10 protein-coding genes are annotated in these 12,136 nt (G+C 71.7%); 7 read left to right on the top strand and 3 right to left on the bottom strand.

The window, feature by feature from the left end:
- Positions 1-43: 43 nt before the first annotated feature.
- The 3 genes from ACFVQ0_RS22700 to ACFVQ0_RS22710 all read left to right on the top strand — a co-directional run bounded on the left by ACFVQ0_RS22700 (position 44) and on the right by ACFVQ0_RS22710 (position 4,003).
- Positions 44-622 carry a TerD family protein gene (locus ACFVQ0_RS22700; protein WP_136328667.1) on the top strand — a complete coding sequence of 193 codons (579 nt, stop codon included), beginning with the start codon at positions 44-46 and terminating at the stop codon, positions 620-622.
- A gap of 146 nt (positions 623-768) precedes the next feature.
- Positions 769-2,709, top strand: coding sequence for a TerD family protein (locus tag ACFVQ0_RS22705; RefSeq protein ID WP_390090666.1), 1,941 nt, complete (start codon positions 769-771; stop codon positions 2,707-2,709).
- A 268-nt stretch (positions 2,710-2,977) separates the two neighbouring features.
- Positions 2,978-4,003, top strand: a complete 1,026-nt coding sequence (locus ACFVQ0_RS22710) for a TerC family protein (RefSeq protein WP_390090668.1) — start codon at positions 2,978-2,980, stop codon at positions 4,001-4,003.
- 75 nt (positions 4,004-4,078) lie between these two features.
- On the opposite strand, the gene ACFVQ0_RS22715 is transcribed toward ACFVQ0_RS22710, so the two are convergent.
- Together ACFVQ0_RS22715 and ACFVQ0_RS22720 are read right to left on the bottom strand one after the other, a co-directional pair.
- Complete coding sequence (locus ACFVQ0_RS22715; RefSeq protein ID WP_390090670.1) at positions 4,079-4,735, bottom strand: MBL fold metallo-hydrolase; 657 nt, start codon at positions 4,733-4,735, stop codon at positions 4,079-4,081.
- A gap of 10 nt (positions 4,736-4,745) precedes the next feature.
- Positions 4,746-5,438 (bottom strand): maleylpyruvate isomerase family mycothiol-dependent enzyme, encoded by a 693-nt coding sequence (locus tag ACFVQ0_RS22720; protein ID WP_390090672.1) that lies wholly within the window; start codon positions 5,436-5,438, stop codon positions 4,746-4,748.
- A gap of 175 nt (positions 5,439-5,613) precedes the next feature.
- Here ACFVQ0_RS22720 and uvrA point away from each other — a divergent pair, with 175 nt between their 5' ends.
- Positions 5,614-8,649, top strand: a complete 3,036-nt coding sequence (gene uvrA / locus ACFVQ0_RS22725) for an excinuclease ABC subunit UvrA (RefSeq protein WP_390090674.1) — start codon at positions 5,614-5,616, stop codon at positions 8,647-8,649.
- Positions 8,650-8,903: 254 nt separating this feature from the next.
- On the top strand, positions 8,904-9,332 hold the full coding sequence (locus ACFVQ0_RS22730; RefSeq protein ID WP_390090676.1) for a Rieske 2Fe-2S domain-containing protein: 429 nt from the start codon (positions 8,904-8,906) through the stop codon (positions 9,330-9,332).
- A gap of 69 nt (positions 9,333-9,401) precedes the next feature.
- Here ACFVQ0_RS22730 and ACFVQ0_RS22735 read toward each other — a convergent pair whose 3' ends face one another.
- On the bottom strand, positions 9,402-10,328 hold the full coding sequence (locus tag ACFVQ0_RS22735; RefSeq protein WP_390090678.1) for a hypothetical protein: 927 nt from the start codon (positions 10,326-10,328) through the stop codon (positions 9,402-9,404).
- A 225-nt stretch (positions 10,329-10,553) separates the two neighbouring features.
- Here ACFVQ0_RS22735 and ACFVQ0_RS22740 point away from each other — a divergent pair, with 225 nt between their 5' ends.
- Positions 10,554-11,165: a papain-like cysteine protease family protein gene (locus ACFVQ0_RS22740; RefSeq protein WP_390090680.1), complete on the top strand. Its 612-nt coding sequence runs from the start codon at positions 10,554-10,556 to the stop codon at positions 11,163-11,165.
- Positions 11,166-11,169: 4 nt separating this feature from the next.
- Positions 11,170-12,057 carry a hypothetical protein gene (locus ACFVQ0_RS22745; protein ID WP_390090682.1) on the top strand — a complete coding sequence of 296 codons (888 nt, stop codon included), beginning with the start codon at positions 11,170-11,172 and terminating at the stop codon, positions 12,055-12,057.
- The last annotated feature ends 79 nt before the right edge of the window (positions 12,058-12,136 follow it).

The following is a 12,136-nucleotide window of genomic DNA, read 5'->3' on the forward strand; positions in this document are numbered from 1 at the left end:
CCGCGCAAGGACGGTTTGCGGGGAAGCGGAGAGGGGACAGCGCGTGACGGTCAATATGACCAAGGGCCAGGCCATCAGCCTGCAGAAGAGCGACGGGGGGACCCTGACCGCGGTACGGATGGGGCTCGGCTGGCAGGCGGCGCCGCGCCGCGGCCTGTTCGGTTCGCGCACCCGGGAGATCGACCTGGACGCCTCGGCGGTCCTGTTCGCCGACAAGCAGCCGGTCGACGTCGTCTTCTTCCGGCACCTCGTCAGCGACGACGGCTCGGTCAAGCACACCGGGGACAACCTGGTCGGCGGCGCCGGTTCCGGCGGCGACGACGAGGCGATCCTGGTCGACCTCCAGCGGGTGCCGGTCCACATCGACCAGATCGTCTTCACGGTGAACTCCTTCACCGGCCAGACGTTCCAGGAGGTGCAGAACGCCTTCTGCCGCATCGTCGACGAGACCAACGGCCAGGAGCTCGCCCGCTACACCCTGGACGGCGGCGGGCAGTACACCGCCCAGATCATGGCGAAGGTGCACCGCTCGGGTAACGGATGGCAGATGACCGCCATCGGCACCCCCGCCAACGGCCGCACCTTCCAGGACCTCATGCCGGCGATCCTGCCGCACCTGTAGGCGGAGCCGGACCCACCCGGTCCGTATCGGTAACGCGCAGCTCCCGGAGGCATCGGCCGCCGGGAGCTGCACCGCATCACCACCAGGGCATCACGACCACCGCGGCACCGTGCTTCGCGGCGGCAACTCGTCGAGGGGACAGGGCAATGACGGCCGAGCTGGTCCGGGGGCAGAACCACGTCTTGCCCCAGACCCGTCTGGAGATCCGGATTTCGGCGGGGGCGCCGGTCGTCGCCGGTGCCACCCTCGGGGACGAGGACGGCACCGTGCACGGCGTGGAGCGGATCGCCCACCCCGGCTCGCCGCAGCTGCCGGGGCTTGAGGTCTCCAGGCAGGCGGCGGCGGACCACCGGCTCGCCGTCGACCTCGACGCCCTGCCCGAAGGGGTGCACCGGGTCACCGTGCTGCTCGCCCTGCCGCTGGCGGCGGGCGGCCCGTCCCGGTTCGGAGCCGTGGCCGCGCCCTTCGTCGCCGTCACCGGGCTCGAAGGCACGGAGATCGCCACCTTCACCCTGACCGGCCTGGACAGCGAGTCCGCGGTCGCCGCCCTGGAGCTCTACCGCAGACAGGGCGCCTGGAAGGTCCGCGCGGTCGGCCAGGGCTATGCGGGCGGTCTCGCCGCGATGCTCGCCGACCAGGGCGTGGACCGGGCCGCCGAACTGGCCGGGTCGATCCAGGAGGCCGTCGCCCGCGGCCTGGCCCGCTCCGTGTCACCGCCGCCGCCCCGTACCCCGGAGGGCGACCGGGTCCGCCACCCGGCGCGACCGGCACCCGCCCAGGGCGGCGGACAGCCCCCGGCGGGACAGCCCCCCGTCGGGCCGCCGGCCGCCCGGCAGCCAGAGGCCCCGGCCGCCGTCCCGTCCGGCCCCATCGACTACGCGCACCCGCGCCGCCGGTCCGCCGCGCCCCCGCCGCCCCCGCCCGCCGCGCCGCCCGCCGGGCCCGGACAGCCGGCGCAGCCCGTCGCCGGGGACGCGACCGGCTGGTCCATGGACGAGCGCCTCTACAACCAGATCTGGGGGATGTTCGAGGACCTGGCCAGGGCCACCGCCGCCTACCGCAGCGCGGTCGACTTCGCGGACTCCCGGATGGACCAGGAGCTGGAGCGGACCCTGTCGGACCCGCGCGGCCGGATCGGCGGCGCGGGCGACCTCGCCCGTGAGCAGGCCCGCGCCAAGCGCGACGAGCTGACCGGCCGGGCCCGCGAGGCGCTGGACCGCGACCTCGCCCAGCTGGCCGCGGAGTCCGCCGTGGTGGAACCCGCGCTGCCCGCCCCCTACGCGGGCTGGGACAACCCCGTCTGGCACGCCTACCGGGTGCCGATGGAGATCCCGATGGCGCTGCGGATAGGCGACCTGCACCTGCCGGAGAGCGCCGCCATCCGCATCCCGCTGCTCGTACGGCTGCCGCTGGAGCGCGGGATCTGGATCGACAGCGGGCGCACCGCCTCTGAGGCCGCGGCCCTGGCGGACGGCGACCAGTTGCACCGGCTGGCCATGGAGAGCGCGGTGCTGCACGCCGCCCGGCTGCTCGCCGTCTACCCCGCGGGCGAGTTCGCGGTCCATGTCATCGACCCGGCCGGCTCCGCCTCTGCCGCGCTCGCCCCGCTGGTCCGGTCGGGGGTGCTCGCGGGACCGCCCGCGTCCGGTGCCGGGGGAGTGTCCTCGGTCCTCGCGCAGCTCACCCGGCGGGTCGACCTGGTGCAGATGGCGGTCAGGGCGGGCGCCGCGGACTCGCTGCCGCCCGATCTGGACCCGGCCGAGCAGCTGCTGATCGTCAACGACTTCCCGCACGGCTTCGACGACCGGGCCGTCAACCAGCTGCGCTACCTCGCGGACGAGGGGCCGTCCGTCGGCGTGCATCTGCTGATGGTCGCGGACCGGGAGGACGCCTCCGCGTTCGGGCCGGTGCTCGATCCGCTGTGGCGGTCGCTGCTCCGGATCACCCCGGTCGCCGACGACCATCTGGCCGACCCCTGGGTGGGCCACGCCTGGACGTACGAGCCGCTGACGACGCCCCCGGGCAGCCGCGTCCTGGATCTGGTGCTCGACCAGGTGGCGGCGGCCCGCCGCGACGGACCCCGCTGACCTGCTCCGCCCTGTTCCGTCACCACCCTCCGCCTAGCTCCTGACCTGGGGGTTTGATCCTTCTTTAGCTTTCTCTTTACCTTTCCTTGGTAATTCCTGTACTGTTCTTTGGGCGGAGGGGAGTACTCCCGATCGCGGCGTTCCCGTCAGTACGGACTGTGACCGGTCCCGGGGCGCCGGCCAGGCGCGCAGCCCGCGCGCCCCGGTGGAAGAGACCTCCGGCAGCGACGACGCTGATCAGTAGCCGTAGCGAACTGCCGGAGGCGCAGTGGACGTTTCATGGACCCTCTGGGCGCTGACCATCTTTGGTCTCAGCGCCCTCATCGCCGTCGACTTCTTCATCGGGCGCAAGCCCCATGACGTGTCGACCAAGGAAGCCGGAATCTGGACGGTCGTCTGGATCGCCCTGGCCGCCCTCTTCGGGCTCGGCCTGCTCGTCTTCGGCGAGACCCAGGCCTCCGGCGAGTTCTTCGCCGGCTTCATCACCGAGAAGTCGCTGAGCGTCGACAATCTCTTCGTCTTCGTGCTGATCATGGCGAAGTTCTCGGTGCCCTCGCACCTCCAGCAGCGGGTGCTGCTCTTCGGTGTGCTGATAGCGCTGGTACTGCGGGCGATCTTCATCGCCGCGGGCGCCGCGGTCATCGCCAACTTCTCGTGGGTCTTCTACATCTTCGGCGCGTTCCTGATCTTCACCGCCTGGAAGCTCATCCAGGAGGCGCGGGCCGACGAGGAGGAAGAGGAGTTCGAGGAGAACCGCCTCCTGAAGACGATCGAGCGCCGCTTCGGTGTCGCCGACAGGTACCACGGCACCAAGCTCTTCATCCGGAACAACGGCAAGCGCGTCCTGACACCCCTGATGGTCGTCATGCTCGCCATCGGCACCACCGATGTGCTGTTCGCGCTGGACTCGATCCCGGCGATCTTCGGGCTGACCCAGGACCCGTACATCGTCTTCACCGCCAACGCCTTCGCCCTGATGGGCCTGCGGCAGCTGTACTTCCTGATCGGCGGTCTGCTGAAGAAGCTGGTCCACCTCAGCTACGGGCTGTCGGTGATCCTCGGGTTCATCGGCGTCAAGCTGGTGCTGCACGCCCTGCACGAGTCCGGGGTGCACGTCCCGGAGATCTCGATCCCGGTCTCGCTCGGCGTCATCTGCGGCGTGCTGGTGATCACCACGGTCACCAGCCTCCTGGCTACCAGGAAGCAGGCCGCCGCGGAGAGCGCGAAGGCCGAGGACGGTGCGGACAGCGGTGTCGACACGGGCGCGGACAAGGGTGCCGGAATAGACGCCTGACCGGGCCGCGAGGCGCTGACGCCCGCGGCAGCGGCCCCGGTGCCCCCCGCTGTGCGGGGAGGCACCGGGGCCGTTTCACCAGCCCCGGGACCGCCACTCGGGCAGCCGCGGGCGCTCGTCGCCCAGCGTGGTGTCGTCGCCGTGGCCCGCGTAGACCCAGGTCTCGTCCGGCAGCGGGGCGAAGAGCTTGGTCTCCACGTCGTCCAGCAGCCGCACGAACGCCTCGGCGTCCCCGAAGGTGTTGCCGACCCCGCCCGGGAAGAGGCAGTCCCCGGTGAACAGGTGCGGGGCGCCGTGTGGGTCGTCGTAGAGGAGCGCGATCGACCCCGGTGTGTGCCCGGTCAGGTGGCGGGCGGTCAGGGCGACCTGTCCGACCCGGATCGTGTCGTCGTCCTCGACGAGCACATCGGTGGGGACCTCGATCCCCTCGGCGTCGTAGCGCCCGGCGTACGTACGCGCGCCGGTTGCCGCCACGACTTCGCCCAGCGCCTGCCAGTGGTCGCCGTGCCGGTGGGTGGTGACGACCGAGGCGATCGAGTCGTCACCGATCAGCCGCAGCAGGGTCCCGGCCTCGTTCGCCGCGTCGATCAGGAGCTGCTCGCCGGTGGCCCGGCAGCGCAGCAGATAGGCGTTGTTGTTCATCGGGCCGACGGCGACCTTGGAGATCATCAGATCCGTCAACTCGTGTACGTCCGCACGCCCGCCGACCTTGACCGCTCCGCTGTACGTCATGCGTCTCAGCCTATAGCGGGGGCAGTGCGGGCAGGGCCTGTCCGCCCACGACGGTCAGCGCGGAGCCGTCGCGGCGTCCGCTGAGCCAGCCGAGCAGGTCGGGGGCCGTACCCCGGACAGTGATGGGGTCTCCCTCGGCTCCGCCGCCCGTCGTCCAGGACCGGCCCGTGGAGTCGGCCACGTGCGTGGACACGATGTCCGGGTGTCCGGCGAACCGCTCGGCCAGGAAGTCGATCTCCCGGGCAACGAACTCGTCCGGCAGGTCCTCCAGCTCGTAGCCGACGTCCAGGTCGACGTGGTGCAGCTCGACCTCGCCGCGGCGGCGGAAGGGGATGCGGGAGGCCGAGTCCGTCACACCGTTGCGCATGGCGACCGTGCGTGACCAGTCGGCCGGGGCGGTGGCCGCCGCCACGAAACCGGCCGCGCTCTCCGCCAGGTCGGCCAGCTGCTCGGCCCGCGGCCTGGGGGCGTCGCGCTCGATGTCGCGGTCGCGGGTTTCGCTGTCTGCGTACATCGGCCGACCCTGGAGAACATTTACCAGCGCGTCGGCGTTACGTGAGAGGTGCGCGACGACATGACCCCGGCTCCAGCCGGGCAGCCGCGACGGCCGGGCGAGCTCGGAGTCGTCCAATTTCTCCGTGGCGCTGAGCAGCCGGGCGGTCGCTTCACGCAGTGCGTCCAGGTCATGCACGTGATCAGTCATGGGGCCGAGAGTAGCCCCGCCACTCATTCGGGTGAAGGAGTCATCAGCCGTCCGTAAATCGAATGCGCGTGCTATACGCTCGGAGTCGAAAGCTCCGTACATCGCTGTGGCACCCCCCATACCCTGGGGCAGGGGCTCAGTTCCCCCGCTTCTCTCTAGAAAGGTGCGGACCGGCGTGGCCGACCGTCTCATCGTCCGTGGCGCTCGCGAGCACAACCTCAAGAACGTCTCGCTCGACCTTCCCCGCGACTCCCTCATCGTCTTCACCGGGCTCTCCGGGTCGGGCAAGTCGTCGCTCGCGTTCGACACGATCTTCGCCGAGGGGCAGCGCCGTTACGTGGAGTCGCTCTCCTCGTACGCCCGGCAGTTCCTCGGCCAGATGGACAAGCCGGACGTCGATTTCATCGAGGGCCTGTCGCCCGCCGTCTCCATCGACCAGAAGTCGACCTCGCGCAACCCGCGCTCGACGGTCGGCACCATCACCGAGGTCTACGACTACCTCCGGCTGCTCTTCGCCCGGATCGGCAAGCCCCACTGCCCCGAGTGCCACCGGCCCATCTCGCGCCAGTCGCCGCAGGCCATCGTGGACAAGGTGCTCGGCCTGCCGGAGGGCAGCCGCTTCCAGGTCCTCTCGCCGCTGGTGCGCGAGCGCAAGGGCGAGTTCGTCGACCTCTTCGCCGACCTCCAGACCAAGGGCTACAGCAGGGCCAGGGTCGACGGCGAGACCATCCAGCTCTCCGAGCCGCCCACGCTCAAGAAGCAGGAGAAGCACACCATCGAGGTGGTCATCGACCGCCTCACCGTCAAGGACAGCGCCAAGCGCCGCCTGACCGACTCGGTCGAGACCGCGCTGGGCCTCTCCGGCGGCATGGTCGTGCTCGACTTCGTCGACCTCCCGGAGGACGACCCCGAGCGTGAGCGGATGTACTCCGAGCACCTCTACTGCCCGTACGACGACCTCTCCTTCGAGGAGCTGGAGCCGCGCTCCTTCTCCTTCAACTCGCCCTTCGGCGCCTGCCCCGACTGCACGGGCATCGGCACCCGCATGGAGGTCGACCCGGAGCTGATCGTCCCCGACGAGGAGAAGTCCCTCGACGAGGGCGCGATCCACCCCTGGTCGCACGGCCACACCAAGGAGTACTTCGGCCGCCAGATCAACGCGCTGGCCGAAGCCCTCGGCTTCCGTACGGACATCCCCTGGGCCGGGCTGCCGCAGCGCGCCAAGAAGGCCCTGCTGCACGGCCACAAGATCCAGACCGAGGTCCGCTACCGCAACCGTTACGGGCGCGAGCGCGCCTACACCACGCCCTCCTTCGAAGGCGCGGTCCAGTTCGTCAAGCGGCGGCACTCCGAGGCGGAGTCCGACTCCAGCCGGGAGCGCTTCGAGGGCTACATGCGCGAGGTGCCCTGCCCGACCTGTGAGGGCACCCGCCTCAAGCCGATCGTCCTGGCGGTGACGGTGATGGAGAAGTCCATCGCAGAGGTCTCCGCGATGTCGATCAGCGAGTGCGCCGAGTTCCTCGGTCGGATGAAGCTGAACGCCCGCGACAAGAAGATCGCCGAGCGGGTCCTCAAGGAGGTCAACGAGCGGCTGAAGTTCCTGGTCGACGTGGGCCTGGACTACCTCTCGCTGAACCGCGCGGCCGGCACCCTGTCCGGCGGCGAGGCCCAGCGCATCCGGCTCGCCACCCAGATCGGCTCGGGTCTGGTCGGCGTGCTCTACGTGCTGGACGAGCCGTCCATCGGTCTGCACCAGCGTGACAACCACCGGCTGATCGAGACCCTGGTCCGGCTCCGCGACATGGGCAACACCCTCATCGTCGTCGAGCACGACGAGGACACCATCAAGGTCGCGGACTGGGTCGTCGACATCGGCCCCGGCGCCGGTGAGCACGGCGGCAAGGTGGTCCACTCCGGTTCGCTCAAGGAGCTGCTGGCCAACGAGAAGTCGATCACCGGTCAGTACCTGACGGGCAAGAGGTCGATCGCGACGCCCGACATCCGGCGTCCCGTCGACCCCTCGCGCCTGCTCACGGTGCACGGCGCCCGGGAGAACAACCTCCAGGACATCGACGTCTCCTTCCCGCTCGGGGTGCTGACCGCCGTCACCGGCGTCTCCGGATCCGGCAAGTCGACGCTGGTCAACGACATCCTCTACACCCACCTGGCGCGCGAGCTGAACGGCGCCAAGTCGGTTCCGGGCCGGCACACCCGGGTCGACGGGGACGATCTCGTCGACAAGGTCGTGCACGTCGACCAGTCGCCCATCGGCCGCACGCCCCGCTCCAACCCGGCCACGTACACCGGCGTCTTCGACCACGTCCGCAGGCTGTTCGCGGAGACGATGGAGGCCAAGGTCCGCGGCTATCTGCCGGGCCGGTTCTCCTTCAACGTCAAGGGCGGCCGCTGCGAGAACTGCTCCGGTGACGGCACCATCAAGATCGAGATGAACTTCCTGCCCGACGTGTACGTCCCGTGCGAGGTCTGCCACGGAGCGCGCTACAACCGGGAGACGCTGGAGGTCCACTACAAGGGCAAGTCCATCGCAGAGGTGCTGGACATGCCCATCGAGGAGGGCCTGGAGTTCTTCGAGGCCGTGCCGACCATCGCGCGCCATCTGCGCACGCTCAACGAGGTCGGTCTCGGATACGTCAGGCTCGGCCAGTCCGCGCCGACGCTCTCCGGTGGTGAGGCGCAGCGCGTGAAGCTGGCCAGCGAGCTCCAGAAGCGCTCCACCGGCCGCACGGTCTACGTGCTGGACGAGCCGACCACCGGTCTGCACTTCGAGGACATCTCCAAGCTCATCAAGGTGCTCTCCGGGCTGGTCGACAAGGGCAACACGGTGATCGTCATCGAGCACAACCTCGATGTCGTCAAGACCGCCGACTGGGTCATCGACATGGGCCCGGAGGGCGGCAACGGCGGCGGTCTGGTCATCGCCGAGGGCACCCCGGAGTACGTGGCCGGAGTCCCCGCCAGCCACACCGGCAAGTTCCTCCAGGGCATCCTGGACACGGACCGGGTCAGCGAGGCGGCGGTCCCCGCGGCCCGCAAGCCGGTCCGCAAGACGGCCGCGAAGAAGGCGGTCGCCGCGAAGTCCGCCCCCGCCAGGAAGACGGCGACGGCGAAGGCCTCGGGCACGGCAGCGGCGAAGAAGGCCGCCACCAAGAAGCCCGCCGCCAAGAAGACGGCCCGCGCACGCAAGGCCTGACAGCCCGCGCGCACAAGGCCCGAACGGCAGACGAGGCGGCGGTTCCCGGTTCCGGGAGCCGCCGCCTCGCCGTATGTACGGCACCGTCCGCAGCCGTACCGCGCCCGCCCCGCGTGACCTGCCGCACCCGCCCCCGGGCACCGGGGCATCACTCTCCGCCGGTATCGTCGGTTACGTCACCGATGCCTCCGCTGCCGCTGCTGTCCCAGGCACCTCTGGCACCGCACCGAATCCCTCAGACCAGTGGAGACCGCATGCCCGGCCAGCCCGCCGCCCGCCGTACCGTGCTGAAGGGCGCCGCTCTCGTGGGCGTCGCCGGGCTGGGAACGGCCGCCTGCTCGACCGACTCGAAGCTCGGACACGCCCAGACGCCGACCCCCACCGCGCCCGTCGAGCTCGGCGCCCCGGACGAGGTGGCGGTGGGCGAGTCCAAGCTCTTCCGCGAGCAGCGCGTCATCGTCAGCTGCCCGGCCAAGGGCCAGTACAAGGCGTTCAGCGCCCAGTGCACCCACGCGGGCTGCCTGCTGGACAAGGTCGAGGAGAACGAGGGGCACTGCCCCTGTCACGGCAGCCGCTTCGACACCACCACCGGCAAGGCCGTGCACGGTCCGGCGACCGTGCCGCTGCCCTCCGTCCCGGTCAGGGTCGAGGGCGGCCGGCTGGTCGCGGGCCCGGAAGCCTGAACGGCCCCCGCCTGAACGGCCCCCGCCTGAACCGGCCCCGCCCGGACCCGTAGCGCGCCGCCCCGCCGCTCACTCCCAGTCCCAGTCGATGCCGACCAGCCCCGGCCGCACCCCCTGCTCCACCAGGTGGACCGTCCGGTGGCGGCCGGTGAGCGTGAGGTCGGTCCGGGCGCCGCGCGGCGCCCCCGCCGACACCTGGACGAAGCGCCGGCACCGGACCGGCAGCGCCTCCTCGTCGAACCGGACCTGGAGCACGTACTGCCCGCCGCCGAAGGTGAAGCCGCGCACGTACTCGCCGCAGGGCCCGCCCGTGCCGTCCTCGAAGCCGTAGCCGAAGAGGTACGTGTCGCCCGCCCGCAGCCGGGTGTCGAAGAGCAGCTCGGCGACCAGCACCCCCGCCGCCGCGTCCCAGCGGACCCGCCCCGTCCGGCAGTTCTCCCGCGCGCTCACCCCGACCCGGGCCGGATCGCAGCCCGGATCGCCCCGGTACACGGCGAGATAGCGGTCGATGCCGTCGCGGTGGGCGCGCACCACGTGCTGGGAGCCGCGCCGCTGCAACCGGCGGCCGGGCCCGATCCGTACCCGCTCCTGGTGCCCCACCGTGTGCAGCCCGCCGTCCGCGGGTGACTCCATCGCGGTGAGCAGCCGCTCGACCGCGCCGGACGCGTCCACCAGGGAACGGTACGAGCGGCCCTGCGGGCGGTCGGCCTCCGGGCGGGGCTCCCCGGGCCCCAGCAGCCCGAGCAGTGAGTTCCCCGGCAGCTCCAGCACCTCCTCCAGCGCCTTCACGGCCCGCAGGGACTCCGGGCGCTGCGGACGTCTGGCGCCCTGCTGCCAGTAACTCAGGCTGGTCACACCGACCTTCACCCCGCGGTGCGCCAGATGGTGCTGCACCCGCTGGAGCGGCAGCCCGCGCACCGAGAGCGCGGTGCGCAGCGCCAGATGGAACGGTCCGGTGTGCAGCACCTGCGCCAGTTCGGCCTCGGTGTGCTGCATGGGTCCTCCAGGTGAACGTTCACGTCGCGCGGGGGCGGGTCCGCGCCGGTGGATGCCGGTCCGCAGGTGGCCGGGGGGAGGCGTTCACGGAGCCGCCCCGGGCGTTCACACCGCGATGTTCCCCCGCATTGAAGCGTGTTGACCCGTTCCCGACAACGGTTGATGCTCCTCGACAGCGTCCGGACGCGCTCCTTGGAACCCCACCCCCCGCCCCGGGAGGCCACCATGCGCAACCGAAGAGTCAGCCCCAGAAGGCTGTCGGTCACGGCCCTGCTCGCCGCCGTACTGCTCGCCGTACCCGCGGCGACCGCCACCGCTGCGGACCGGAGCGGCTCCGCACCCACCGCCACCCTCGCCGCCGCCCAGCGGCTGAACATCACCATGCAGGCCCAGCAGAAGACCAACTGGTGCTGGGCCGCCGCCGGCAACACCGTCGCCGCGTGGTTCGGCCGCAACCACACCCAGAACGAGTTCTGCAACGCCGCGTTCGGCCGGGCCCAGGGCTACGAGTGCCCCAACTCGCAGGCCTCGCTCGGCAACGTCCAGGACGGCCTGTACTGGGCGGGCATCAACCCCGGTTCGTACGTCACCGGCTGGCTGCGCTACCCCACCGTGCAGGCCGAGATCAGCGCCGGGCGGCCGGTGGAGACCCGCATCCAGTGGTCCTCGGGCGGCGGCCACATGCACGTCCTGTACGGCTACGACGACGCGAACAACTGGGTCTACTGGGGCGATCCCTGGCCCTCCAACAACCGCTACAACTGGGCCTCGCACGCCTGGTACGTGAACAACAACGAGTTCTCCTGGACCCACTCGCTCTACCGGATCGGGGCGTGACGGCATGACCTCCACCCGTACCGTGCGCGGCGCGCGTCCCCTCGCCGCCGCCCTCGCCGCGAGCGGGGTGCTGGCGGGCGCCGCCCTGCTCACCGCCGCCCCGCAGGCCGCGGCCGCCACCGGCCCCTCGGCCACCCCGGCATCCCTGGCGGCGGCCCATGAGGCGGCCACCGACGCCACGACGCTCGACACCCTGTCCCGGTTCTTCGCCCGGGAGGGCGCCGTCACCAGGGCGGCCGCCGCCCCACGGATCGAGGGCGCGGCCGTGCCGGTCCGTACCCTGTCCGCCGATTTCGTCGCCGGTGAACCGGGGGCGCCCGTCGCCGCGCTCGACTACCTGGCCAGCACCGCCGTCTCCTCCGACGGACAGCGGGCGTCCCTGTGGACGCTGCCCGAGCCGGGCAGGGACGGGCACTGGCAGGTGGTGAACATAGCCAGCGGCGACGACGAGACCCGCTACACCACCGCGGGCGCCCGCAAGCTGCCCGGCGGCACCGTCTTCCGGGAGCCCCAGATCGACGCCTGGTACGTCCAGAAGGGGAGCAGGGTGCTCCCGCTGGACCGGGACGCGGTGGGCGCGGTCGGCAAGGACGGCACCACCCTGGCCGCCTACCGCACCCGGGTACGGGCCGCGTACGCGGACAAGCTCCCCGGCTCCGGGTACGCCCGCTCGGGCCGGGCGGGCGGCTACGGGCCCGCCGGTTCGCAGCCCGCCGCCGGACGGGCCCCGGCCCCCGCCGGGCGCTCAGGTCCCGCCATCGCGGCGGACACCGGCCAGGCAACCGCCCTGACCGCCACCTCCGGGGCGGCGGCCGCGGGCGCCGCCGTCGTGCTCGCCCTGTGCGCGGCCACCGCCCTGCGCAACCGGGGGCGGCGCCGCGCTCGGGAGTGACGGCGGGCCCCGCCCGCACCCGAAGACCCTCGCCCGCACCCGAAGACCCCGGGCTCCGGGACACGTGCCCCCGCGCCGT

This window comes from Streptomyces sp. NPDC057900 (genome assembly GCF_042887885.1).
Lineage (GTDB): Bacteria > Actinomycetota > Actinomycetes > Streptomycetales > Streptomycetaceae > Streptomyces.

Excerpts from the sequence above, each read along its gene's own strand:
- ACFVQ0_RS22705 (WP_390090666.1), top strand. The coding sequence starts at position 769 with ATGACGGCCGAGCTGGTCCGGGGGCAGAACCACGTCTTGCCCCAGACC.
- ACFVQ0_RS22715 (WP_390090670.1), bottom strand. The coding sequence starts at position 4,735 with ATGACGTACAGCGGAGCGGTCAAGGTCGGCGGGCGTGCGGACGTACAC.
- ACFVQ0_RS22720 (WP_390090672.1), bottom strand. The coding sequence starts at position 5,438 with ATGACTGATCACGTGCATGACCTGGACGCACTGCGTGAAGCGACCGCC.
- ACFVQ0_RS22730 (WP_390090676.1), top strand. The coding sequence starts at position 8,904 with ATGCCCGGCCAGCCCGCCGCCCGCCGTACCGTGCTGAAGGGCGCCGCT.
- ACFVQ0_RS22735 (WP_390090678.1), bottom strand. The coding sequence starts at position 10,328 with ATGCAGCACACCGAGGCCGAACTGGCGCAGGTGCTGCACACCGGACCG.
- ACFVQ0_RS22740 (WP_390090680.1), top strand. The coding sequence starts at position 10,554 with ATGCGCAACCGAAGAGTCAGCCCCAGAAGGCTGTCGGTCACGGCCCTG.
- ACFVQ0_RS22745 (WP_390090682.1), top strand. The coding sequence starts at position 11,170 with ATGACCTCCACCCGTACCGTGCGCGGCGCGCGTCCCCTCGCCGCCGCC.